Here is a 23,736-nt window from a genome sequence, read left to right on the forward strand (position 1 = left end):
CCATACGGGCCTACGATCGTCACGCGAAAGCACTGCCGGGGTGCCTGCCAGCAGCGTAACTTAGCTTCCCAGACACCCGCCGACGTGCCGCCGCCGCCCGCTGGCACCGCCGCCGCAACCCGCCCGTGTACCGACCGCCGAGGGGTCCCGTTCCGTGAGTCTGCATCCCACCCTCCAGCCCTACGCCGACGCCTGGACGCACTCCGTCGACGCGATATCAGAGATGGTGCAGCCACTGGCCGAGTCCGAGTGGAACCGGCGGACACCGTGCCCGGGGTGGTCGGTACGCGATGTCGTCTCGCACGTCATCGGCCTGGACTGCGAACTGCTCGGCGACCCGCGCCCCATCCACTCGCTGCCCCGCGACCTCTTCCACGTCGCCAACGAGCACCAGCGCTACATGGAGATGCAGGTCGACGTCCGCCGCCACCACACGGCGCCGGAGATGACGGCCGAACTGGAGTACACGGTCATCCGCCGCAACCGCCAGATGCGCAACGAGAACCGCGAGCCCGGCGCCACCGTGCGCGGCCCGATGGGCAGGGAGATCACCCTCGAACACGCCTACCGGACGCGCGCCTTCGACGTCTGGGTGCACGAACAGGATCTGCGTACGGCCCTCGGCCGCCCCGGCAACCTCGACTCGCCCGGCGCGCACGTCGCCCGGGACCTCCTGCTGGACGCGCTGCCGAAGATCGTGGCGAAGGACGCGGACGCGCCGCGCAGTTCGGCCGTCGTCTTCGATGTGCACGGCCCCGTGGAGTTCCTGCGCACCATCCGCGTCGACATCCAGGGCCGCGGCACCCTGGAGACCGCCCCGGCGCTCGGCCCGGTGGCCTCCCTCACCCTCGACTGGGAGACCTATGTGCGGCTGGCCTGCGGGCGGGTGACCCCCGAGGCGGTGGCGGACCGCGTCAAGACGGAGGGCGACCAGGAACTGGCGGAGGCCATCCTGCGGAACTTCGCGGTGACGCCGTGACGCTGTGACGCCGTGCCATCAGGGCCCCGCGGCGCCGTGATCCGGTGCTGCCGTGACCGTGTGACGCCGTGCTGCCATGGTCCCGTGATGCCGCGACCGCCCTTTCCCCGGAGGGGAATTCGGGGCGCCGGCAATTCGGTGGTGGCGGTCGGGGCGACCTTCTAGCGTTCACCGGTATGACCATCGACCTGCCCAGGCTCGCCCGGCTCACCTTCCACGGTCCCCTCTCGGAAGCCCGCGCGACCGCCCTGGTCCAGCGGCTCGCGGCCAACCGCCCCCGCACCGTGCTGGACATCGGCTGCGGCTGGGCCGAGTTGCTGCTCCGGGTGCTGGACGCCGTACCGGGCGCCACCGGGACCGGCGTCGATCTGAATGCCGAGGACCTCGCCCGCGCCCGGAAGAACGCCGAGGAACGCGGGCTCGGCCACCGGGTGCGGTTCGCCGAGGAGTCCGCCGTGGGCACCGAGCGGGGCCCGGCCGACCTGGTGCTCTGCCTCGGCGCCACCCAGGCCCTCAGCGAGGCCGAGCCGCCGACCGCCGAGGCCCTGCGCGCCCTGCGCCGCCTGGTGACCGACCGGGGCCGGGTGCTGGTCGGCGAGGGTTTCTGGCAGCGGCCACCCACCGGGGCCGAGTTGTCCGGCATGTGGCCGGGCGCCACCCCGGACGACCACTCTGACCTCGGCGGGCTCCTCGACCTCGCGGTCGAGGCCGGTTTCCGCCCGGAGTGGACCGAGACGGCGAGCCTCCAGGAGTGGGAGGAGTTCGAGTCGGGCTACCAGGCGGGCCTGGAGGTCTGGCTCGCCCGGCACCCGGGCCATCCGCTGGCGCCCGAGACCCGCGCCCGCCTGGACCGGCGCCGCCGCCAGTGGATGAGCTACCGGGGCGTCCTCGGCATCGCGTACCTCACCCTCGTACCCGACCTGCGCTGACCCCGGACCCCGGCGGCCGGCTCACGCCGGTACGTGCACCGTCTCCACCCGGCTGGCCACCAGCCGCTCACGCTCACGGCGGGCCGCCCGGGCCCGCAGCCGCAGGATCTGGCTGAGGCCGATCGCCTGGAGGACGAACACCGCGCTGAACGCCACCCGGTATTCGTCCCCCGTCGCGTCCAGCAGCACGCCGATCGCGAGCAGGGTGGTCATCGAGGCGATGAAACCGCCCATGTTGGTGATCCCGGACGCGGTGCCCTGACGCTCGGGCGGATTGGCCGGGCGGGCGAAGTCGAATCCGATCATCGAGGCGGGCCCGCAGGCGCCGAGCACCGCGCACAGGACGATCAGCAGCCACATCGGGGCGTGCGGCGCGGGGTAGGCCAGCGTGGCCGCCCACAGCAGCGCGGTCGCCGCCACCGTGCCCAGCGCGAGCGGCAGCCGGGCGGTGTGGTGCCGGGCGATGACCTGGCCGTAGACCAGCCCCACCACCATGTTCGAGAGCACGACGAGGGTCAGCAGCTCACCGGCCGTGGCCCGGCTGAGCCCCTCCGACTCGACCAGGAACGGCAGGCCCCACAGCAGCAGGAAGACCATCGCCGGGAACTGGGTGGTGAAGTGCACCCACATCCCGAGCCGGGTGCCCGGCTCCCGCCATGCCTCGGCGATCTGCCGGCGGACGTAGGCGGAGCCCTGGTGCGCGGACGGCGCGGGCTCGTGGCCCTCGGGGTGGTCCTTCAGGAACAGCAGGGTCAGGACGAGGACGACCACGCCGGCCAGCGCGCTGCCGGCGAACGCCTGCGTCCAGCCGATGCTGTGCAGCAGCCGGGCCAGGACGAGGGTGGAGACGAGGTTGCCCGCCATGCCGACCAGGGCGGCGAGCTGCGCGACCAGGGGGCCGCGGCGGGCCGGGAACCAGCGGGTGCCCAGGCGCAGCACGCTGATGAACGTCATCGCGTCACCGCAGCCCAGCAGCGCCCGGGAGGCGAGCGCGGTGCCGTACGACGGCGAGAAGGCGAAGCCCAGCTGGCCGATCGTGAACAGGACGGTGCCCAGGGCCAGCACCTTCTTGGTGCCGAGGCGGTCGACCATCAGGCCGACGGGTATCTGCATGCCGGCGTAGACCAGCAGCTGGAGTATGGAGAAGGTGGACAGCGCCGAGGCGTTCACATGGAAGCGGTCGGCCGCGTCGAGACCCGCCACGCCCAGCGAGGTGCGGAAGATGACGGCGACGAAGTAGACCGCGACGCCTATGGACCACACGCCGACGGCCCGCGCACCGCCCGGCGGGTCACCCGGAAGGGTGAGCTTGTTCATCGGACCTCCCCCCGCGCGAGAAGCGACACCCGGCTCACATGCCGGTGCACGACCCCGACGGCCGCCTCCGCGTCCCCGGCCCGCAACGCCTCCAGGATCTCCTCGTGCTCGGCGAGCGTGGTGGCCACCCGGTCGGGGTGGGAGTACATGACGGCGACGCCCATCCGCAGCTGGCGGTCGCGCAGCTGGTCGTAGAGGCGCGCCAGGATCTCGTTGCCCCCGCTGCGCACGATCTCGGCGTGGAAGCAGCGGTCGGTCACCGCGGCCTCGGTCAGCTCCCCGGCGGCGACCTGCGCCTTCTGCCGCTCCAGCAGCTCGGCCAGCCGCTCCAGCAGGCCCGGCGGGGCGGGCACGGCCTTGCGCGCCGCGTGCTCCTCCACCAGCAGCCGGGTCTCCACCACGTCGGAGATCTCCTGCGCGGAGACGGGCAGCACCAGGGCGCCCTTCTTCGGGTAGAGCCGGATCAGACCCTCGACCTCCAGCCGCAGCAGCGCCTCCCGCACGGGCGTGCGCGACACGCCCACGGCCTCGGCCAGCTCGCCTTCGGTGAGGAGGGTGCCGCCCTCGTAGCTCCGGTCGAGGACGCTCTGTTTGACGTGCGCGTAGACGCGGTCGGCGGCGGGTGGCTGTTTGGCGGGCGGGGCGGAGTGCGGGACGGCCGTCTTCATGCCCACAGGATAGATACAACAGGTACGCAACACACGCCGGCGTCCACGATGCGGACGTGACACCGATCTCCCCCCGTTTGCCGCACAACCTTCTGTGCTACCTACGTGTCAGACAGATGCGGCCTTTTTCTCTGAGCACCTCAACTCGGCCGCATCCAGGGGCATTCCAGACAATCGGGGTATTCACTTTGATTACCGGCATCCAGGGCATCCGCCTCCGCCGAGCCACCGCCGTCGCGATCACCTCCGGTGCGCTGATCGCCACCGGCGCCCTGACCGCGGCGCCCGCACAGGCCGTCACCGCGCCCTCCATCGGAGGCAAGGGCGGCTACGTGATGAACAACGGGAGCGGTTCGACCCTCTACACCAAGGCCGCGGACACCAAGCGGCCCACCGGGTCCACGACCAAGATCATGACGGCCAAGGTCGTCCTGGCGCAGAAGAACCTGAACCTCGACGCCACGGTGACGGTCCAGAAGGCGTACAGCGACTACGTCGTCAAGAACAACGCCTCCCAGGCCCACCTGATCGTGGGCGACAAGGTGACCGTCCGCCAGCTGCTGTACGGGCTGATGCTGCCGTCCGGCTGCGACGCCGCCTACGCCCTCGCGGACAAGTACGGCTCCGGCTCGACCCGCACCGCCCGCGTGTCGAACTTCATCGGCAAGATGAACAGCGCCGCCAAGAGCCTCGGCCTGAAGAACACGCACTTCGATTCCTTCGACGGCATCGGCAACGGCAAGAACTACTCGACGCCGCGCGACCTGACGAAGATCGCCAGCAGCGCGATGAAGAGCTCCACCTTCCGCACCATCGTCAAGACCAAGTCGTACACGGCCAAGACGAAGACCAAGACCGGCAGCACCCGCACGATGACGGCCTGGGTCAACACCAATGGCCTCCTCAAGAGCTACAGCGGCACCATCGGCGTGAAGACCGGATCCGGCCCCGAGGCCGGCTACTGCCTGGTCTTCGCCGCCACCCGCCACGGCAAGACCGTCATCGGCACCGTCCTGTCCTCCACCTCCATCCCCCAGCGCGAGTCGGACGCCACGAAGCTCCTCAACTACGGCTTCGCCAAGCTCGGCTGACGCCGGGCGCCTGACGCCTGACGCCTGACACCGACGCCGGTTCACCGGCTCACCCGCTCCACACCCGGGCCCGTCGCACCCAGCGGCGGGCCCGTCGTGCTGTCCGGGCCCGGGCGGGCCACCGCGCCCGGGGAGCCGCCGGGGCCGCGGGTCCGGGCGGGGTGCCGCGATGAAGTGAATGGTGCTAGCTTCATTAGCACCATGTTGCTGCGCCTGGACACCACCGACACCCGCCCCCTGCACGAGCAGGTCGCGGCGGCGATCCGACGGGCCATCGCCGAGGGCGAATGCCGGGCGGGCGAGCGCCTGCCCTCGGCCCGCGATCTCTCCACGGCCCTGGACCTCAACGTCAACACGGTCCTGCGGGCCCTGCGCGACCTGCGCGACGAGGGCCTGCTGGAGTTCCGCCGGGGCCGGGGCATCACCGTCGCCGAGGGCGCCGCGGCCCCCCGCTCGGGACTCCGCATCAAGGTGCGGGAGCTGGTGGCCGAGGCATCCCGGCTGGGGTACAGCCGGACCGATCTCATCGACATGATCCGGGAGTTGTGATGACGGACGGGCACGACGGGGGACGCGGCCGGCGCCGTGCCGGGCGCTGCGCCCTGGTGGGCGGTACGGCGGCCGTCGCCGCGCTGGTCGCCGGGCTTCCCTGGCTCCAGCGGGACCGGCTCCCGGACCGGCTGGCCACCCACTGGAGCGGCGGCCCGGCACCCGACGGCTCGATGCCGCTGTGGTCGGCCTCCCTGATACCGGCCGCGGTCTGGCTGGTGCTCGCCCTCGCCCTGAGCGTGCGCCGGCGCCGCTCCTGGCCCGGACCCCGCTCCTGGCTGCCCATCGCCCTCGCCCCCACCGCCGTCGTCCTCGTCGGCGCCCAGGTCTCGGTCGTGCGGGCGAACCTGGACCGCGCGGACTGGCACCAGGCCCGCCAGCCCGTCTGGTGGATCGCCGTCACCCTGGCCCTCGCCGCGGCGGCCGGAGTACTCGCCTGGCGGCTGACCGTCCGGGCCACCACCGCCGCCACCGCGCCCCGGGCCGGGGCCCCGGAGCTGGACCTGGCCCGGGACGAACGCCTGGCCTGGTTCTCCCGCACGGCCAACCCCTGGCTCCAGTCGCTCTCGGCGGTGGCGGCTCTGGTCGCCGTCGGCGCGGGACTGGGGCTGGTCCTCGGACTGGCGCCCGGCGCGGCGCTCTGGCCGGTGTGCGCCGCCTGCGCCGCCGTCGCCCTCGCGGGCGGCGTCTTCTCCTCGGTCCGGGCGAAGGTCTCGGAGGCGGGCCTGGAGGTCTCCTTCGGCCCTCTCGGCTGGCCCGTCCGCCGCTGGACCCCGGACGCCCTCGAATCCGCCCGCGCCGAACGGCGCCTGCCCTCCCAGGTCGGCGGCTGGGGCTACCGGTTCAGCGGCCTCGGCACCACGGTCATGCTGCGCGCCGGTGACTGTCTGGTCGTACGCCCCCGGGGCCGGCGTTCCGACTTCGCGGTGAGTGTGGACGACGCGGAACGGGGCGCGGCCCTGCTCAACGCCCTCCGCGCCCGCCGGCCCGAGCCCGGCCGGTGAGCCGTGGCCCGGCGCGCCGTCCCCGCTACCGCGCCGGTATGCGGGGGAGCCGGTCGTAGGTCCTGAAGGTGTACGACGCGTCGTACGTCATCAGGTTCCCCGCGGCCGCCGGCAGGCCGAGGCGGTGGTCGACGAGCGGGGCGAGCGGGCCGCAGTGCTCGGCGGCGGGGACGGCGAAGGTGTCGTCGTAGGCCGAGAACTCGATCAGCGGCGGGTCCTGGGAGACCCAGGTGGAGGGACCCGAGCGCTTCAGCCGGAAGTCGACGGGGGCGGTGGCGCCGATGGCGCAGTCCGGTCCCCACAGGCGGCCGAGGAGGTGGAAGCGGAGACTGAACGTGCCGGTGTAGAAGTCGGACCGGCCTCCGTACTCGGGCTGTATCGCGAGGCCCCGGACACCCGGCACGGCCGTCGGCGCGCTGTGCATCGCGCCCCACACCTGTCCGTCGCCGCCGTCCGGCAGGGGACCTTCCGCGTGCGTCATGGTGATCGGGGCGAGCCGCACCGTCACCTTTCCGATGGTCAGCACCGGTGCCGCGGAGTGCACTTCGCATCTCCAGCGGGCCGGGTCGGCCCCGCCGGGCAGGGACGGGCAGTCCCGGAAGCCGGTCACGGGCACGGCGGACGCGGCGGAGACGGCGGGCCGGGGCGCGGCGACCGCGACACCGGGCGCGCACACCGCCGCCGTACCGGCGAGGACGGCCGCACCCGCGAGGGCGGCGGCGCGACGGACGGACACGCGCCGCCCGAGGGCGGAACGGCGAACAGGACCCGAACCGGCCCCGGCGGCAATGGATTTCGTCATGCCCCCAGCCTGCCGCCGGCCACCGCGCCCTCACCATCCGTGACACCCCTGGCGGGCCCCTGACCCACCCCTGACACCAGGTCAGGGCCCGGGCCGGGAAAGGCTCAGGGATCGGCTTCGCTCCCCCTTTCCCCACCCCTCTCCCTATCCCCCTATCCCGTCCTCTCCCTATCTCCTCTCCGCCTATCCCCTCGTCCCCGCCCCGCCCCCGCCTCCGTCCCCGCCCAATTCACGGTCGAATTGCGGCAAGCGCACCCTTTCCCTCCGCTCCACCGGCGAACTCCCGCCATATCCAGGGCCCGTGTCGTACGGCGGCTGTATTCGGTTCGAAGAAAGGCGGCGGTCCGTACAACCGTTCGTAGGTGTCACGTGTCTTTCTTGCGAGCCAACAGGCTCACTACATCGTTCAGAGCCCGCATACCCCCCATGCATCGTGCGCGCGGCTCTCTCCACGTGGGGAACACAGATGCGTATTCGTGCCGGCCTGGCCGCCGCGACGATGTCCGGCGCCGTGGCGCTCACCGCGCTTCTCGCTCCCGCCGCGCAGGCGGCGGACAGCCCGAAGATTCCGCACGGCTTCGCCTCGAAGCCGTCCGTCGGGCGCAACGCGCCGGCCGACGAGTCCCAGGGCAACGTCAAGATCACCAAGGTCACCGACAACGGCAACAAGGACGTCGTCGTCGGCCTCGGCAAGAAGACCTTCACCATCTACGTCACGGCCACCGCCCCGTCCGGGATCGCCACCGCCGACGCCATGCTGTGGCACGGCACCAGCCTGGACAGCGACGCGGACGCCGCGCTCTACACGGACTCCGACGCCACCTGCGACAACTGGAGCGCCACGAGCGCCACCTGCAAGATCACGATCACCGCCACGCCGGGCACCGACCTGTACGACAGCGCCCTGAACGGCAAGTGGAACGTGGCCGTGCTCGCGGTCGCCAACAACAACGACTACGTCGAGACGGACGTCTACAAGAACCGCTGGGTCAAGCGTGCCGCCGGCTTCAGCGGTTTCAACGCCGCTCCGGAGCCGGTCTCCAAGGGCAGGACCATCACGGTCTCCGGCACCCTGAACCGTGCCAGCTGGTCGTACATGAAGTACTACGGCTACGGCAGCCAGTCCGTGCAGCTGCAGTTCAAGCCCGCCAACAGCAGCACCTACAGCACGGTGAAGACGATCAAGAGCTCGTCCACCGGCTACCTGAAGACCACCGTCACCGCCTCGGTGGACGGCACCTGGCGCTTCCACTACGCCGGTAACAGCACCTCCTCGGTCGCGGACGCCTACGACTACGTCGACGTGCGCTGACCCTTCGCCGGGGACGGCGGCATGACGAAGGCCCTGTGGAGCGATCCACAGGGCCTTCGGACGTCATGGGGAGGGGCCGGTCACGCCCAGGTGATCAGCCGCTTCGGCTGCTCCAGGATCGCGGCCACGTCGGCCAGGACCTTGGAGCCGAGCTCGCCGTCGACCAGGCGGTGGTCGAAGCTCAGGGCCAGGGTGGTCACCTGGCGCGGCTTGACCTTGCCCTTGTGGACCCACGGCTGGAGCTTGATCGCGCCGATGGCGAGGATCGCCGACTCGCCCGGGTTGATGATCGGCGTGCCGGTGTCGACGCCGAAGACGCCGACATTGGTGATCGTCACCGTGCCGCCCTGCATGGCGGACGGGGAGGTCTTGCCCTCGCGCGCCGTGGACACCAGCTCGCCGAGGGAGTCGGCCAGCTGGGGCAGCGTCTTGGTGTGCGCGTCCTTGATGTTCGGCACGATCAGGCCGCGCGGGGTGGCCGCCGCGATACCCAGGTTGACGTAGTGCTTGAGCACGATCTCCTGGCTGGCCTCGTCCCAGGACGCGTTGACGTCCGGGTTGCGCTTGATCGCGACCAGCAGGGCCTTGGCGATCAGCAGCAGCGGGTTGACCCGCCTGCCCTGCATCTCCTTGTCCTGCTTCAGCTCCTCGACCAGCTTCATGGTGCGGGTCACGTCCACCGTCACGAACTCCGTGACATGCGGGGCCGTGAACGCCGAGCCGACCATCGCCGCCGCGGTCGCCTTGCGCACACCCTTGACGGGGACGCGGGTCTCGCGTGCGCCGTCGTACGACGCGACGGGTGCGGGCGCGGCCGGGGCAGCCGCCACCGGCGCGGACGCGGCCGAAGCCGCCGGGGTGGCCGCCGCGTGCACGTCCTCGCGGGTGATGATCCCGTCCGGGCCGGACGGGGTGACCGCGGTCAGGTCGACGCCGAGGTCCTTGGCCAGCTTGCGCACCGGGGGCTTGGCCAGCGGGCGGGAGGCGTCCGCCGCCGGGGCGTGCCCGTTCAGCTCGGGCTGGGCGGGCGCCGGGACGGTGACCTCGGGACCCTTGCGCGGGCGGCGCTTGGTCGCGGAGGTCGACACGCCGTAGCCCACCAGGACCGGCTGACGCGCCGCGGGCTTGGCCTCCTCGGCCGGAGCCGGGGCCGCCGGAGCCGCGGGCGCCGCCGCCTCGGCCTGTGCGGGAACCGGAGCCGGAGCCCCGCCCCCCACCTGCACGGTGATGATCGCCGTACCCACGTCGACCGTGGTCCCCTCGGGGAACCGCAGCTCGCTGACCACGCCGTCGTAGGGGATGGGCAGTTCGACGGCCGCCTTGGCAGTCTCGACCTCGCACACCACCTGGCCGTCGGTGACCGTGTCGCCCGGCTGGACGTACCACTTGAGGATCTCGGCCTCGGTCAGACCCTCGCCCACGTCGGGCATCTTGAACTCGCGTACGGACGCGTCCGTCATCGTCGTCACGACCTTCTCCCTCAGTACGCCAGCGAGCGGTCGACGGCGTCGAGCACGCGGTCCAGGTCCGGCAGGTACTCCTCCTCCAGGCGGGCCGGCGGGTACGGGGCGTGATAGCCGCCGACCCGGAGCACCGGGGCCTCCAGGTGGTAGAAGCAGCGCTCGGTGATCCGGGCGGCGATCTCGCCGCCGGAGCCGAAGAACACCGGCGCCTCGTGGACGACGACCAGGCGGCGGGTCTTCTCCACCGACGTCTGGATGACGTCGAAGTCGAGGGGGGAGACCGAGCGCAGGTCCAGGACCTCCAGGCTCTTGCCCTCCTCGGCGGCCGCGGCGGCGACCTCCTGGCACAGCTTCACCATCGGGCCGTAGGCGGCGAGGGTCAGGTCGGTGCCCTCGCGGACCACCTGGGCCTTGTGCAGCGGGGCCGGGATCGCCTCGGAGTCCACCTCGGCCTTGTCCCAGTAGCGGCGCTTGGGCTCGAAGTAGATCACCGGGTCGTCGCTCTGGATCGCCTGCTGCATCATCCAGTAGGCGTCCGAGGCGTTCGACGGGGAGACGACCTTCAGGCCGGCGACGTGCGCGAACAGGGCCTCGGGGGACTCGGAGTGGTGCTCGACCGCGCCGATGCCGCCGCCGTAGGGGATGCGCACGACGACGGGCATCTTGACCTTGCCCAGCGAGCGCGCGTGCATCTTGGCGAGCTGGGTGACGATCTGGTCGTAGGCCGGGAAGACGAAGCCGTCGAACTGGATCTCCACCACCGGCCGGTAGCCGCGCAGGGCCAGGCCGATCGCGGCGCCGACGATGCCGGACTCGGCGAGCGGGGTGTCGATGATCCGGCTGTCGCCGAAGTCCTTCTGGAGGCCGTCCGTGACCCGGAAGACGCCACCGAGCTTGCCGACGTCCTCGCCCATGACCAGGACCTTGGGGTCGGCCTCCAGGGCGCGGCGCAGCGACTCGTTGATGGCCTTGGCCATCGCCATCTTCTCGGCCATCTCAGTGACCCCCTTCTGCGTCCGCGAACGACGCCTGGTAGGCGGCGAACTGGGCCCGCTCCTCGTCGACGAGCGCGTGCCCGTCCGCGTACACGTTCTCGAAGATGGCGAAGTGGTCCGGGTCGGGCATGGCACGGACCGCTTCGCGCACCCGCTTGCCCAACGCCTCGGACTCGGCCTCGAGTTCCTCGAAGAACCCCTCGTCCGCGTGGTTCGACGCCTCCAGATGGCGGCGCAGGCGCAGGATCGGGTCCTTGGCCTCCCATGCCTGCCGCTCCTCGTCGCCCCGGTAGCGGCTGGGGTCGTCGGAGGTGGTGTGGGCGCCCATGCGGTACGTGAACGCCTCGACCAGGGTCGGGCCCTCCCCGTTGCGGGCGCGCTCCAGGGCCCACCTGGTGACCGCGAGGCAGGCCAGCACGTCGTTGCCGTCCACGCGCACGCCCGGGAAGCCGTAGCCCTGGGCGCGCTGGTAGAGCGGCACCCGGGTCTGCTTCTCGGTCGGCTCGGAGATCGCCCACTGGTTGTTCTGGCAGAAGAACACCACGGGCGCGTTGTAGACCGCGGAGAAGGTGAACGACTCGGCCACGTCGCCCTGGCTGGAGGCGCCGTCGCCGAAGTAGGCGATGACCGCGGAGTCCGCGCCGTCCTTGGCCACGCCCATCGCGTAGCCGGTGGCGTGCAGCGTCTGCGAGCCGATGACGATCGTGTACAGGTGGAAGTTGTTGCTGTTGGGGTCCCAGCCGCCGTTGTTCACACCGCGGAACATGCCGAGCAGGTTGGTCGGGTCCACCCCGCGGCACCAGGCGACGCCGTGCTCACGGTAGGTCGGGAAGACGTAGTCGTCCGCCCGGGTGGCCCGGCCGGAGCCGATCTGGGCGGCCTCCTGGCCCAGCAGGGAGGCCCACAGGCCCAGCTCGCCCTGGCGCTGCAGGGCGGTGGCCTCGGCGTCGAAACGACGGGTGAGCACCATGTCGCGGTAGAGGCCGCGCAGGTCTTCGGGGGTGATGCCGGCGACGTAGGAGTCGTACTCGGCGTTCTTGACCCGCTTGCCCTCCGGCGTCAGAAGCTGCACGAGCTCGGGCTCGGCGCCCTTCTTCGCGCCGGCACGCGCGGCGCGCGGGGCCCGGGTCGTGCTGGTGGTGCGCTTGGCGCTGGCGCCGGTGGCTCCGGACTCGGTCCCGGCCGAACCGGCCTTGCTGCCGGTGGTGCCGGCCTTGCCTGCGGCGCTGCGCTTGCGCGCGGCACTGCTGTCCACGGTCACGTGTGCTCCTCCGTCGTTCCGGCCCCCGGGGTTGCCGGTAGGCCAGTGCGGCTCACCTGTTTCGACCACCGGGCACGGGGTGGGTGCCACTCGGCCGGGAACAGGCGTGACAGGTGCCCCGGCGAGCGCCCTGCGACCATTACGTTACCCAGTGCTCCACATTTCTGTGAAACCCCGCTTGACCTGCGATTTTGCTTGGATTTCCAAGTAAATCGAGGAGATGCGGAAGCGCGCTGGTCACAGCCTTGCGGCAAGGCCGAAGCAGACGAACGTTATCCCGCTCACCCAGGTGACGGGAAGAGTTCCCGGGCCAAGAACGGCCCGGTGCTTTGCGGGGGGAAAACTCCGAAACCCTGAAAAGGGCGCAAGACCTGCGCGAACACCGCGGACATTCACCGTTCGGCCGAGTTCACCTGTGACCGATTGCGACTATCGATGACTGACTGTGAAAAGCCCAGCTCACAGGGTATTTTTCGTGGCCTAGCATCTGCGGCGTGCCGCGCTCTTGTGTACCACCCCCCATGCCCCACGCGCCCCCTCTGGGCGCCTTGCTCCGCCTGTACGACGCCGCCGGGACGCCCCTGGCCTGCGAACCGGTCGACCAGGGGCTGCTCAACCGCGGCTACCGGCTGTGCACCACGCGCGGCCGGTACTTCCTCAAGCACCACTTCGACCCCGACACCGCCGACCCGGCCGCCATCGAACGCCGGCACCGGGCCACCCAGCGCCTGGCCGCCCTCGGCGTGCCGGTCGCCGTACCGCTCGCGCACCGCGAGGGCCGTACCGTCGCCGTCGTCGGCGGCCATGCCTACGCCCTGCACCCCTGGGTCGACGGCGGACACCGCCATGGTGGCCAGCTGACCCGCTCGGAGAGCGCGCGCCTCGGAGCGCTGCTGGGCGCCGTGCACGCCTGCCTGGAGCGCGTGATGCCGCCCAAGGGCCGCACCCGCCCGGCCACCGGCCCCCATCCCGTGGAGAGCGCCGACCCGGCCGACACGTTCGCGCTCATCGACCAGCTGCTCGCCCGGGTGCGCCGGCACCGCCCGGCCGACGCCTTCGACGCGCTGGCCCGGCTCCGGCTCCGGGAGCGGCGTGAGCTGCTGGAACGGCACGCGGAGCGGCGCCCGCCGCCCGGCGGTCCGGTGGGCTGGGTGCACGGCGACTTCCATCCGTTCAACCTGCTCTACAAGGACGGCGCCCCGGCGGCCATCGTGGACTGGGACCGGCTCGGCGTGCAGCCCCGCGCCGAGGAGGCCGTGCGCGCCGCGGCGATCTTCTTCGTGCGGCCCGCGGGCGCCCTGGACCTGCCGAAGGTGCGGGCGTACGCCCGCGCGTACCGGCGTGCGGCCGATGCCACGCCCGAGGAGCTGGCGGCGGCCGTACGCCGGGTGTGGTGGGAACGCCTGAACGACTTCTGGATGCTGCGCTGGCACTACGAGCGCGGCGACACCCGCGCCGACTGCCAGTTCCCGGCCGCCTCGGCGCTCGTGGTGTGGTGGACCCGCGAGTACGACGCGGTGTGCGACGCGTTCACCGGGTGAGCGGGTTTGCGTCCCTGCCGGCGACCGAGGGTGGTTTCTCCGGCGGCCCGGAATGCGACCGGGGCCCGGTTTCCCGGGCCCCGCGAATATCCTCCTGGCGGGCATCCCCGCCGGCGCTCACCCGGTGGGCACTCCCGCCGCACCGGCCGCCGCGTTGCCGTCGGTGGTGTTGCCGGCCGTGCTGCCGGTGTCCGTGCCGCCCGTGGCGCCCGTGTCGGTGCCACCGTCCGCGGCGCCGCCGTCCTGGTTGCCGCCGTCCGTCGGGTCCGTGGGCTGCGTCGACGTGGGCGGGGTCTTCGTCGGCTGGTTCGTCGGACCGGTGGTCTCCGGGTCGGTCGGGGTGTACGACGGCGTGTACGACGGCGTCCAGCCCGACCCGGAACCGCTGCCCGAGCCGTCGTCGGTCGAGGTGTCCGTGGGCTGCCCGGTGCTGTCGTCGCTCGGGCTCGAACTCGCGGAGTCGTCGTCGGTGCTCTTGGTGTGCGTCGCCGGGGGCTTGGTGTCCGTACCGGCGCCGCTGCCGCCGCCCGCGCCCTTCAGCGCCAGCGCCACGCCCGCCGCGATGGCGATGACCGCGAGCACGGCGAGGATCCACAGCTTGCCGCGGCCGCTGCCCTTGTTGCCGTGCCCCTCGAACCCGCCGTCGTCGCCGTGACCGTAGCCCTGCGGCAGCAGCGGCTGCGGGATCTGCGTGGTGCCGGAGCCGGCCATCGGGTGCGACATCGCGGTGGTGCCCGCGAAGCCGCCCGCCGGGGTGTGCCGGGTGTCGTGCACCGCCACCGGGCCGGTGTTCCAGGTGCCGGTGTGGCCGCCCTGGTCGTAGAGCATCTGGAGGCCGTACTGGACCAGGCCGCGCATCTCCTCCGCCGTCTGGAACCGGTCGTCCGGCTCCTTGGCGAGCGAGCGCATGACCAGGCCGTCCAGCTCCGGCGGGCACGCCTGGAGGACCTGCGACGGCGCGACAGGGGTGTCCTGGACGTGCTGGTAGACCACGGACAACGGTGTCTCACCGGTGAACGGGGGCCGCAGCGCGAGCAGTTCGTACAGCAGGCAGCCGGTCGCGTACAGGTCGGAGCGGTGGTCGACGGCCTTGCCGAGCGCCTGCTCCGGGGAGAGGTACTGAGGGGTGCCCATGACCATGCCGGTCTGCGTCATCGTGGACTGCGCGCCGTGCAGGGCGCGGGCGATGCCGAAGTCCATCACCTTGACGGCGCCGCTGTCGGTGATGATCACGTTCGCGGGCTTGATGTCGCGGTGCACGATGCCGTGCTGGTGCGAGTAGGCGAGCGCCTCCAGGACGCCGGAGACGATGATCAGCGCCTGCTCGGGGCCGGGCGCCTCCGCGTTGATCAGCAGATCCCGGATGGTGCGGCCCTCGACCAGCTCCATCACGATGTACGGCACCGAGTGGCCGCCCGCGACGTCCTCGCCGGAGTCGTACACGGCGACGATCGCGTGGTGGTTGAGCCCGGCGACCGACTGTGCCTCACGCGTGAACCGCGCCTTGGAGACGGGATCCTCGGCCAGGTCGGCACGGAGCAGCTTGACCGCGACCGTACGGCCCAGACGGACGTCCTCGGCCGCGAAGACCTCGGCCATGCCACCCCGGCCGAGGCGGTGCGTGAGCCGGTACCGGCCGTCGCCGACCAGCCCCGCGTTGCCCCAGTTCTCCGGCCCGTCCGAGATGCCGCCGCCGCCAGACGCCTCCGGGTCGGACGGGCCCTGGGCGCTGTGCGTCTGTGCCATCAGTCCTCGCCGTCGTTTCTGCCCGCGGTGCGCGCGGTGTTGTCACGGTCTCCGTCGGCCACGCTACAGCCTCCGTGGGGGCCGCCGGTTCGGAACCGGAACCGGGACCGACTCTGCGACGGACCGGCCATGAAACCCTCAGCACGGGCCGTCGTGCAAATTCTGTGTGCTGCTCGCACGCCCCCTGTAACGCTTGCGCGACGCTTCTTGCCCGTACGGTCACGGAACGGGCACCGAGCTTGACGTGTCGGTGCCCTGGGGCAGACTTGGCCGGGAATGACACATTCGATCAAGGCCCGTGCGACGAGCCGATGTGCCGGACGGCCGATGGGGGACGCGGAGAGATGAGCCAGGACGGCACACACGGCCGGTACTCGGGGCAGGGTCTGGCCGGTGGCCGATACCAGCTGCGCGACTTGCTCGGCGAGGGTGGCATGGCCTCGGTGCACCTCGCGTACGACGCCGTGCTGGACCGCCAGGTCGCGATCAAGACGCTGCACACCGAGCTGGGCCGGGAGCAGGCGTTCCGCGAGCGCTTCCGCCGCGAGGCCCAGGCCGTGGCGAAGCTCACGCACACCAACATCGTCTCCGTCTTCGACACGGGCGAGGACGACCTGGGCGGCCTCGCGACCCCGTACATCGTCATGGAGTACGTCGAGGGCCGCCCGCTCGGCTCGGTCCTGGAAGAGGACATACGGCGGTACGGCGCCATGCCCGCCGACCAGGCGCTGAAGGTCACCGCGGACGTGCTCGCGGCGCTGGACATCAGCCACGAGATGGGGCTGGTCCACCGCGACATCAAGCCCGGCAACGTGATGGTGACCAAGCGCGGTGTGGTCAAGGTCATGGACTTCGGCATCGCGCGCGCCATGCAGTCCGGCGTGACCTCGATGACGCAGACCGGCATGGTCGTGGGCACCCCGCAGTACCTCTCGCCCGAGCAGGCCCTCGGCCGCGGCGTGGACGCCCGCTCCGACCTGTACTCGGTCGGCATCATGCTCTTCCAGCTGGTGACCGGGCGGCTGCCGTTCGACGCGGACTCCCCGCTGGCGATCGCCTACGCGCATGTGCAGGAGGAGCCGGTCGCTCCGTCCTCCGTCAACCGCTCGCTGCCCCCGGCGGTGGACGCGCTGGTCGCCCGCGCCCTGCGGAAGAACCCGAACGAGCGCTTCCCGACCGCCGACGCCATGCGCGAGGAGTGCCTGCGGGTCGCCGCCTCCCTCCAGGCGGCCGCGCCGAACATCGTGCCGGACGCCGGTCCGCAGCAGAGCGGCGCGGGCGTCGGCTCCGCGGTGTTCCCGCCGGTCGACCAGAACCGGCAGCCGCCGCCCGGACCGGTGCAGACGCCGTACCAGCCCGGTCCGTACGGCCCCGGCACGCCGGCGCCGGCCACGCCCGCGCCGTCCTACGGCTATCCGCAGCAGGCGGGCTACCAGACTCCTCCGGTGGGCTACGGGCCCGGCACCCCGCCGCCGTACGGGCAGCCGCCGCAGACGGCGGGGCAGGGATCCGGCTCGGGCGGCGGCAGGAGCGGCAAGGCCGTGATCATCGGCGCGATCGGGGTGTCGCTCGTCGCGGTCGTCGGCCTGGGCGTCGCGCTGACCATGAACAGCGGCGACGACGGTGACGACACGGGCGGCCACGGTGGCGCCAGCGCCTCGTCGTCCCCCACCCACCAGGTGGGCTACCGGGGCCCGGACACCACCCGGGTGATCGACAAGACCAAGTGCACGCAGCCGAACGAGTCCTACGACGACCCGAACAAGATCCAGCTGCCCGATTTCCGCTACAAGGACATCGACTCCGTGAAGGCGTGCTTCCAGGCCGCGGGCTGGACGCTGCACGTCAAGAAGGTGGACGACAACACCTGGGGCGACGGCACGGTCATGGACCAGTTCCCCTCCGAGGGCACGGATGTGAACGCCAAGAACCCCGGCACCATCGAGCTGAGCGTGTCGACGGGCAATCCGCCGCAGTAGTGACCAGCGTGTGAGCGCGGTGGTGGCGCGCGTTAGGAGAAGGGGCCCGGCGGTGACCGACCGCCGGGCCCCTTTCGCGGGTACGGGACCTGCGCGTGTCCGCGAGCTACGAGTGTCCGGGACCTACAAGTACGGGCCGCCCGAGTGCCCGCCCATGTGCTGGTCGTCGCCCTCGGGGCCCGCCACACCCGGCGGCAGCGCCCGGCGCATCTGCTCCAGCTGGGCCCGCGCGGCCATCTGCTGGGCGAACAGCGTGGTCTGGATCCCGTGGAAGAGTCCCTCCAGCCAGCCCACCAGCTGGGCCTGCGCGATACGCAGCTCGGCGTCGCTCGGGGTGACGTCGTCGGTGAACGGCAGCGACAGCCGTTCCAGTTCCTCGACCAGCTCCGGCGCCAGACCGTCCTCCAACTCCTTCACCGAGCTGGCGTGGATCTCCCTCAGCCGGACCCGGCTGGCCTCGTCGAGGGGAGCGGCGCGCACCTCCTCCAGGAGCTGCTTGATCATGCTGCCGATCCGCATGACCTTGGCGGGCTGCTCGACCTGCTCGGTGACCGGAATCTCGCGGGAATCGTCGTCCCCGCCACCTCCGCCGAGCGCCATCCCGTCCTGGCCCACCACGAGGATCTGGGGATTCTTGGGCGACCGTTCGTTCCTCGGCATCTCCATGCCGTCATTCTCTCGCACCCGCCCACCTCACCACCGTGGCGCCCCCCGGCGCAGCGGATCCGCGGGTTAGACCCGTCGGCCCAATCCGGAATGCCCCAGGAGGCCCGCGATGTGACGCTGTTCCCGTCGGTTCATCATCGATCACGCGCTCACGCCAGCTGGGCTCCGGGAGGTCACCGACGTGACTCCATGGCTGCGACTCACCCACCCCTGTCTGCGGCTGCTGCTCGTCCTCACGGCGGCCCTGCCCGCCTACGGCACCGCCGCCGCGTGCGCCGCCGAGGCCGGCCGCCCGCACTCCCCCACCGCGGGCCGCCCCGCCGCCACGCCCTCGGTCGCGCCCTCGTCCGCACCCTCCGGCCACCCGGGCGGTGCCGGGGGATCCGCGGCGGCCGCGAACGCCGCCGCTTCCGGTCACTCCGGACACGATCACCAGGACCGCCCGGGACACGACGGCGCCGGCCCCCAGCACCCGGACGCGCCCTCCGGCGCGGCCTCCGCCTCGTACAGCGTGCCGTCCGGCGAGCCTTCCCGGGCGGGCAGCGGGGCCGGTGAGGGGAGGCTGCGCCCGGGGCGGCAGGACGGGCCCTGGGCCCAGGTGGAGGGCGAGGAGGACTCCGTCCCCGACTCCGCCGCCGCGCGGCCCGCGGAACCGGAGACCGCGGAGACCCCGACGGCCGCCCGGCCGACCGAGGAGGCGGGCCTCGACCCCACACCGGGGCAGTCGGCCGACCGCAACGCCGCCCGGCAGACCGAGACCGCGGGCGAGCCGACCCTGCGCATCCTGCCGCTCGGCAGCGGGCTCGTCCTCATCGGCCTGGGTCTCGGCCTGGCCTTCCTGGGGCTGCGGCTGCGCAGGGGCTGAGCCCCGGGCCCGGGCGGTCCGCTACGGGGCCACGAGCAGCACCTTGCCGATGTGGCCGCTCTCCTCCACCACCCGGTGCGCCTCGGCGGCCCGCTCCATCGGCAGCTCACGGTCCACCACCGGGCGTACCCGCCCCGCGGCGAGCAGCGGCCAGACGTGTTCGCGGACCGCGGCGACGATGGCCGTCTTCTCCTCCACCGGCCGCGCCCGCAGCGAGGTCGCGGTCACGGCCGCCCGCTTGTGCAGCAGCGCGCCGATGTTCAGCTCGCCCTTGGCGCCGCCCTGCATGCCGATGATCGCCAGGCGCCCGTTGACCGCCAGGGTCTGCACATTGCGGTCGAGGTACTTGGCGCCCATGTTGTCGAGGATGACGTCGGCACCCGCGCCGCCGGTGGCCTCCTTCACCTCGGCGACGAAGTCCTGCTCCCGGTAGTTGATCAGGATGTCCGCGCCCAGTTCGGCGCAGCGCTCCAGCTTCTCCTTGGTCCCGGCGGTCACCGCGACCCTGGCGCCGACCGCCTTGGCCAGCTGGATCGCCATGGTGCCGATACCGCTGGAGCCGCCGTGCACCAGCAGGGTCTCGCCCGGCCGCAGGTGGGAAATCATGAACACGTTGGACCAGACCGTGCACGCCACCTCGGGCAGCGCGGCGGCCCGCACCGGGTCGACGCCCTCCGGCACCGGCAGCAGCTGTCCGGCCGGTACGACGACCTTCTGCGCGTAGCCGCCGCCCGCGAGCAGCGCGCACACCTCGTCGCCGACGGCCCAGCCGGACACCCCGGGGCCGAGCGCGGCGATCCGGCCGGAGCACTCCAGGCCGGGGTAGGGGGAGGCGCCGGGCGGCGGGTTGTAGAAGCCCTGCCGTTGCAGGATGTCGGCGCGGTTGACGGCGCCGGCCACCACCTCGACCAGCACCTCGCCCTCGCCGGCCACCGGGTCGGGGACCTCGCCCCACACCAGCGCCTCGGGACCACCAGGTTCGGGAATCGTGATCGCATGCATGTCCGCGACGCTACTCCCCCTGACCCGCCGGTCGGCCGCGGCGCTCGCCGCCCCGCCTCAGTCCCGGGGCAGGGGCCGCGGGTGCGGGGTGATCTGGGTGCCGGGGCTGGCGCGCACGATGGTGATGAGCCGGTCGGTCAGCTGGAGGGTGCCGATGGACCGGTCGTCGTAACCGAGCACCCGGTGCCCGCGTACGACGCTCACCACGAGGTCGTCGATCTCGCGCGGCCCCTTGCCGGCCTCGGCGCGCACCACCGGCCGCTCCACGAGGTCCAGGCCGCTGCCCTGCTGGATGAGGTCCTCTATGACCATGCCGGCGGCGGGGCTGAGGACCGACAGGCCGAGCAGCCGGCCGGCCGCGCTGGCGCTGGTGATGACGGCGTCGGCACCGGACTGCCGCAGCAGCGGGGCGTTCTCCTCCTCGCGCACCGCGGCCACGATCTTCGCGCTGCGGTTGAGCTGACGGGCGGTCAGGGTGACCAGCACGGCGGTGTCGTCGCGCTGCGGGGCCACGATGATCTGCCGGGCCTTGTGCACCTCGGCCCGCCTGAGCACGTCGCTGCGGGTGGCGTCGCCCATGACCCCGGCGTAGCCGTCGGCGGTCGCCGCGTCGATCACCTTGGCGCTGGGGTCGACCACGACCACCTGCTCCTTCTTCAGCCCGGTCGCGCAGACGGTCTGCACCGCCGAGCGCCCCTTCGTGCCGAAGCCGACGACGACGGTGTGCTCGCGCAAGGCGGACCTCCAGCGTTTCAGCCGCCATTCCTCCCGGGTGCGTTCGGTGAGGACCTCCAGCGTGGTGCCGACCAGGATGATCAGGAACAGCACGCGCAGGGGGGTGATGACGAAGATGTTGGTCAGCCGGGCACTGTCGCTGACCGGGGTGATGTCGCCGTATCCCGTGGTGGAGAGGGTGACGGTGGCGTAGTAGAACGAGTCGAGCAGGTCCACGGAGTCGTCGGCGCTGTCGCGGTAGCCCGCGCGGTCGGCGTAGACGACCAGCGCGGTGAGGACCAGCACCAGCAGCGCCACGATCAGCCGTTTGGCGACCTGGCGGAGCGGCCGTTCCACCACCTTCACCGGCAGCTTCACCTGGTGGGTGACCGGGCGCTCGTCCGCCGTGAGGGCGTCGTCCCGCGGGGTCCCGGTGCGGCCGGGGGTGCTGTCGGAGGTGCCGAGGGTGCCGCTGTCCGCACGTTTCACGTGAAACAAACCCCGATCCCCGCGGTCGTCCAGGGCAGGTCCAGCAGCTCCGTCTCCGCGCCCTGCCGGGCCCCGCCCGGGGGTACGACGGCCAGCGCGTCGGCGGCGGCGATGCCGCGCAGCATGGCCGGGCCGTTGTAGTGCAGCGGTACGGCGCGGTCGCCGCGCAGCACCACGGGGACGAGCCGGGTGTCGTACGGGTGCCCGTGCACGGTCTCCGTCAGCGGCAGCGTGTACGGCTCGGGGGCGGGGCGGGCGGCGAGGGTGCGCAGCAGCGGCTCGGCGAGCGTGATGAGGCCGGAGACGGCGGCGAGGGGGTTGCCGGGGAGGCCGACGAGGTGCTGGTCGTCCCTGGTGCGGGCCAGCAGCATGGGGTGCCCCGGGCGCACCTGCACGCCGTCGACGAGGAGTTCGGCGCCGATGCGTTCCAGGGTGGGGTGGACGTGGTCGAGGGGCCCGGCGGCCGTGCCTCCGGTGGTGACGACCAGGTCGGCCGTGGAGGCGGTGATCGCCTTGTGCAGGGCCCTGGCGTCGTCGCGGACCCGGCGCACCGCGACGACCTCGGCACCGAGCGCCCGCAGCCAGGGCGGCAGCATGGGACCGAGCGCGTCCCGGATCAGCCCCTCGTGCGGCAGCCCCTCGGTCAGCAACTCGTCCCCGAGGACGAGGACTTCGGCGCGGGGCCGGGGGACCACGGTGACGGTGTCGTATCCCGCGGCGGCGGCCAGGCCGAGGACGGCCGGGGTGATCTGGGTGCCGACGGGCAGCAACTGGTCGCCGTTGCGGCACTCCTGGCCGCGCGGGCGGATGTCCTGGCCGTGGACGGTCTCGCGGGTGGCGTGCAGCCGGCCCTGGGCGTCCGTGCGGCCGTGCTCGGTGCGCAGCACGGCGGTGGTGTCGGCGGGGACGCGGGCGCCGGTGGCGATGCGGACCGCCTCCCCGTCGGTGAGCGGCTCGGACTGGCCGTGCCCGGCGAGCACGCCCTCCTCGCGTACGGTCCAGGGCCCGGGTCCGGCGACCGCCCAGCCGTCCATCGCGGAGGTGTCGAAGGAGGGCAGGTCGCTGAGCGCGTCGAGGGGCGCGGCGAGGACGAGGCCGAGGGCGTCGCCGAGGGGCACGGAGACGGGGGCGCGGCGGGGGGCGGCCGACGCGGTGGTGGCGGTCCGGGGCGCGCGGGTGGCCCGGGCGGCGCGGGCGGCGGTCTCGCGGGCCTGGGGCCAGGGGGTGGCGCGGTGCCGTTCCGCCGGGGCGTGGCCGTGCGGCTCGGCGGACCGCGGGTCGCGGGCCGTGCCGGTGCCGTCGTCCTTGGCGTCCCTCACGAGGGCCAGGGCCTCCTCGACATCGAGGTCGTCACTGCCCTCCACGGGTGCCCCGTCCCGGAGGCCGGGCGCGGTCATCCGGCGTCCGGGGCGCTCGGGCCCCCGCTTTCCCCGGCCCGCGCCGCCTCTTCCTCCCAGCGCAGGGCCAGCGCGGCGGCCTTGCGGGCGGCCTCGGCGACGGCCTCGGGGCCGCCCTCGCCCCGGGCCGCGGCGTAGCCGACGAGGAAGGTGGTCAGCGGGGCGGCGGGCCGGGCGACCCCGTGCGCGGCGTCCCGGGCCAGGTCGAGCAGGACGTTCGTGTCGACGTCCAGGTCGATGCCCAGCTCGTCCTTGACTGCGGAGATCCATTCATCCAACACGTGCCCATGCTCCCTGATGCGTGCCCTGGCGTTGACGATGTCGTCCCAGGTGTCGCAGTCGAAGGAGGCGTGCGGGTCCGGGACGCGGGTGAGGCGGAGGGCGCCGGTGAGGCGGCGCAGCGGCAGCCCGGTGAGGCCGTCGTGCGCGGCGGCCAGGGCAGCCAGTTCGCGGCGCAGCGCGGCGGTGCGGTACGCGGCGACGAGGGGCTGATCGCGGCCGTCCGCGTCGGTGAGCAGCGCGCCGTCGGCGCCGCTCTCGCCCAAGGCGGTCAGCAGCCGCCGCAGCGTGTCCGCACGCAGGAAGGGCAGGTCGGCGGAGAGGACGACGGCGTGTTCGGCCGTGGTGTGCCGCAGCCCGGCCGCCAGCGCGGCGACCGGTCCCGCGCCGGGCGGCTCCTCGCGCGCCCAGCGCACCGGGCGGGCGGTGCTCCGGGGCGCGGCCACGACGACGGTCGTACGGGCGGCCGCGCAGGCCGTGAGCACCCGGTCCAGCAGCGCCCGGCCGCCGACCCGGACGCCGGGCTTGTCGGCGCCGCCGAGCCGCCGTGCGGCACCTCCGGCCAGCACGACGGCGTCGTACGGCCCCGGCGCCGCGTCGGCCGCGCGGGCGGCCGCCGGCCCGGCGGTGGCGTTGTCGGTCACTCCCCGAGTATGCGGGCCGGGCCGGTCACAGGGAACCGAGGCCG

The 23,736-nt window shown here is 72.8% G+C and carries 21 protein-coding genes; 9 read left to right on the plus strand and 12 right to left on the minus strand.

The window, feature by feature from the left end; all coding sequences use genetic code 11:
• The first annotated feature begins 154 nt into the window (after window positions 1-154).
• Window positions 155-979, plus strand: coding sequence for a maleylpyruvate isomerase family mycothiol-dependent enzyme (locus GHR20_RS17735; RefSeq protein WP_153813723.1), 825 nt, complete (start codon window positions 155-157; stop codon window positions 977-979).
• 176 nt (window positions 980-1,155) lie between these two features.
• A complete protein-coding gene (locus tag GHR20_RS17740) occupies window positions 1,156-1,908 on the plus strand; it encodes a class I SAM-dependent methyltransferase (RefSeq protein ID WP_153813724.1) in 753 nt (250 codons plus the stop codon).
• A gap of 21 nt (window positions 1,909-1,929) precedes the next feature.
• Here GHR20_RS17740 and GHR20_RS17745 read toward each other — a convergent pair whose 3' ends face one another.
• Window positions 1,930-3,225, minus strand: a complete 1,296-nt coding sequence (locus GHR20_RS17745; protein WP_153813725.1) for an MFS transporter — start codon at window positions 3,223-3,225, stop codon at window positions 1,930-1,932.
• Entirely contained in the window at window positions 3,222-3,893 is a 672-nt protein-coding gene (locus GHR20_RS17750; RefSeq protein ID WP_111583403.1) for a GntR family transcriptional regulator, read from the minus strand. The genes GHR20_RS17745 and GHR20_RS17750 overlap by 4 nt, the downstream gene beginning before the upstream one ends.
• Before the next feature lie 188 nt (window positions 3,894-4,081).
• On the opposite strand from GHR20_RS17750, the gene GHR20_RS17755 reads away from it, so the two are divergent.
• The 3 genes from GHR20_RS17755 to GHR20_RS17765 all read left to right on the plus strand — a co-directional run bounded on the left by GHR20_RS17755 (window position 4,082) and on the right by GHR20_RS17765 (window position 6,537).
• The gene (locus GHR20_RS17755; RefSeq protein WP_153813726.1) at window positions 4,082-4,984 is read left to right on the plus strand and encodes a serine hydrolase; all 903 of its coding nucleotides are present in this window, start codon (window positions 4,082-4,084) and stop codon (window positions 4,982-4,984) included.
• Between the two features lie 201 nt (window positions 4,985-5,185).
• Window positions 5,186-5,533 (plus strand): GntR family transcriptional regulator, encoded by a 348-nt coding sequence (locus tag GHR20_RS17760; protein WP_111583286.1) that lies wholly within the window; start codon window positions 5,186-5,188, stop codon window positions 5,531-5,533.
• Window positions 5,533-6,537 carry a DUF1648 domain-containing protein gene (locus GHR20_RS17765; protein WP_243878062.1) on the plus strand — a complete coding sequence of 335 codons (1,005 nt, stop codon included), beginning with the start codon at window positions 5,533-5,535 and terminating at the stop codon, window positions 6,535-6,537. The genes GHR20_RS17760 and GHR20_RS17765 overlap by 1 nt, the downstream gene beginning before the upstream one ends.
• 25 nt (window positions 6,538-6,562) lie before the next feature.
• On the opposite strand, the gene GHR20_RS17770 is transcribed toward GHR20_RS17765, so the two are convergent.
• Window positions 6,563-7,339 (minus strand): hypothetical protein, encoded by a 777-nt coding sequence (locus tag GHR20_RS17770; protein WP_153813727.1) that lies wholly within the window; start codon window positions 7,337-7,339, stop codon window positions 6,563-6,565.
• A 466-nt stretch (window positions 7,340-7,805) separates the two neighbouring features.
• On the opposite strand from GHR20_RS17770, the gene GHR20_RS17775 reads away from it, so the two are divergent.
• Window positions 7,806-8,651 (plus strand): DUF5707 domain-containing protein, encoded by an 846-nt coding sequence (locus tag GHR20_RS17775; protein ID WP_153813728.1) that lies wholly within the window; start codon window positions 7,806-7,808, stop codon window positions 8,649-8,651.
• 80 nt (window positions 8,652-8,731) lie between these two features.
• Here the strand turns inward: GHR20_RS17775 and GHR20_RS17780 are convergent, their stop codons facing one another.
• Genes GHR20_RS17780 through pdhA form a run of 3 tightly spaced genes read right to left on the minus strand, consistent with a single transcriptional unit; the run spans window position 8,732 to window position 12,370 of the window.
• Window positions 8,732-10,120, minus strand: a complete 1,389-nt coding sequence (locus GHR20_RS17780) for a dihydrolipoamide acetyltransferase family protein (protein WP_153813729.1) — start codon at window positions 10,118-10,120, stop codon at window positions 8,732-8,734.
• 11 nt (window positions 10,121-10,131) lie between these two features.
• On the minus strand, window positions 10,132-11,109 hold the full coding sequence (locus GHR20_RS17785) for an alpha-ketoacid dehydrogenase subunit beta (RefSeq protein ID WP_153813730.1): 978 nt from the start codon (window positions 11,107-11,109) through the stop codon (window positions 10,132-10,134).
• 1 nt (window position 11,110) lies between these two features.
• The gene (pdhA, locus tag GHR20_RS17790; RefSeq protein ID WP_148024281.1) at window positions 11,111-12,370 is read right to left on the minus strand and encodes a pyruvate dehydrogenase (acetyl-transferring) E1 component subunit alpha; all 1,260 of its coding nucleotides are present in this window, start codon (window positions 12,368-12,370) and stop codon (window positions 11,111-11,113) included.
• A 521-nt stretch (window positions 12,371-12,891) separates the two neighbouring features.
• On the opposite strand from pdhA, the gene GHR20_RS17795 reads away from it, so the two are divergent.
• A complete protein-coding gene (locus tag GHR20_RS17795; protein WP_194858909.1) occupies window positions 12,892-13,911 on the plus strand; it encodes a phosphotransferase in 1,020 nt (339 codons plus the stop codon).
• Between the two features lie 117 nt (window positions 13,912-14,028).
• Here GHR20_RS17795 and GHR20_RS17800 read toward each other — a convergent pair whose 3' ends face one another.
• A complete protein-coding gene (locus GHR20_RS17800) occupies window positions 14,029-15,657 on the minus strand; it encodes a protein kinase (protein WP_111583291.1) in 1,629 nt (542 codons plus the stop codon).
• A 344-nt stretch (window positions 15,658-16,001) separates the two neighbouring features.
• Here GHR20_RS17800 and GHR20_RS17805 point away from each other — a divergent pair, with 344 nt between their 5' ends.
• On the plus strand, window positions 16,002-17,636 hold the full coding sequence (locus GHR20_RS17805) for a protein kinase (RefSeq protein WP_153813731.1): 1,635 nt from the start codon (window positions 16,002-16,004) through the stop codon (window positions 17,634-17,636).
• A 123-nt stretch (window positions 17,637-17,759) separates the two neighbouring features.
• Here the strand turns inward: GHR20_RS17805 and GHR20_RS17810 are convergent, their stop codons facing one another.
• Complete coding sequence (locus GHR20_RS17810; RefSeq protein ID WP_153813732.1) at window positions 17,760-18,302, minus strand: bacterial proteasome activator family protein; 543 nt, start codon at window positions 18,300-18,302, stop codon at window positions 17,760-17,762.
• Between the two features lie 181 nt (window positions 18,303-18,483).
• Here GHR20_RS17810 and GHR20_RS17815 point away from each other — a divergent pair, with 181 nt between their 5' ends.
• Window positions 18,484-19,167 (plus strand): hypothetical protein, encoded by a 684-nt coding sequence (locus GHR20_RS17815; protein WP_153813733.1) that lies wholly within the window; start codon window positions 18,484-18,486, stop codon window positions 19,165-19,167.
• A gap of 21 nt (window positions 19,168-19,188) precedes the next feature.
• Here the strand turns inward: GHR20_RS17815 and GHR20_RS17820 are convergent, their stop codons facing one another.
• From GHR20_RS17820 to GHR20_RS17835, 4 genes are all read right to left on the minus strand, one after another.
• The gene (locus GHR20_RS17820; RefSeq protein ID WP_153813734.1) at window positions 19,189-20,169 is read right to left on the minus strand and encodes an NAD(P)H-quinone oxidoreductase; all 981 of its coding nucleotides are present in this window, start codon (window positions 20,167-20,169) and stop codon (window positions 19,189-19,191) included.
• Window positions 20,170-20,226: 57 nt separating this feature from the next.
• The gene (locus GHR20_RS17825; RefSeq protein ID WP_111583407.1) at window positions 20,227-21,240 is read right to left on the minus strand and encodes a potassium channel family protein; all 1,014 of its coding nucleotides are present in this window, start codon (window positions 21,238-21,240) and stop codon (window positions 20,227-20,229) included.
• Between the two features lie 128 nt (window positions 21,241-21,368).
• Window positions 21,369-22,769 carry a molybdopterin molybdotransferase MoeA gene (locus tag GHR20_RS17830; protein WP_153813735.1) on the minus strand — a complete coding sequence of 467 codons (1,401 nt, stop codon included), beginning with the start codon at window positions 22,767-22,769 and terminating at the stop codon, window positions 21,369-21,371.
• On the minus strand, window positions 22,766-23,617 hold the full coding sequence (locus GHR20_RS17835; RefSeq protein ID WP_243878362.1) for an NTP transferase domain-containing protein: 852 nt from the start codon (window positions 23,615-23,617) through the stop codon (window positions 22,766-22,768). The genes GHR20_RS17830 and GHR20_RS17835 overlap by 4 nt, the downstream gene beginning before the upstream one ends.
• Window positions 23,618-23,736 lie beyond the last annotated feature (119 nt).

It is taken from the genome of Streptomyces sp. SUK 48 (genome assembly GCF_009650765.1).
Classification (GTDB): Bacteria; Actinomycetota; Actinomycetes; order Streptomycetales; family Streptomycetaceae; genus Streptomyces.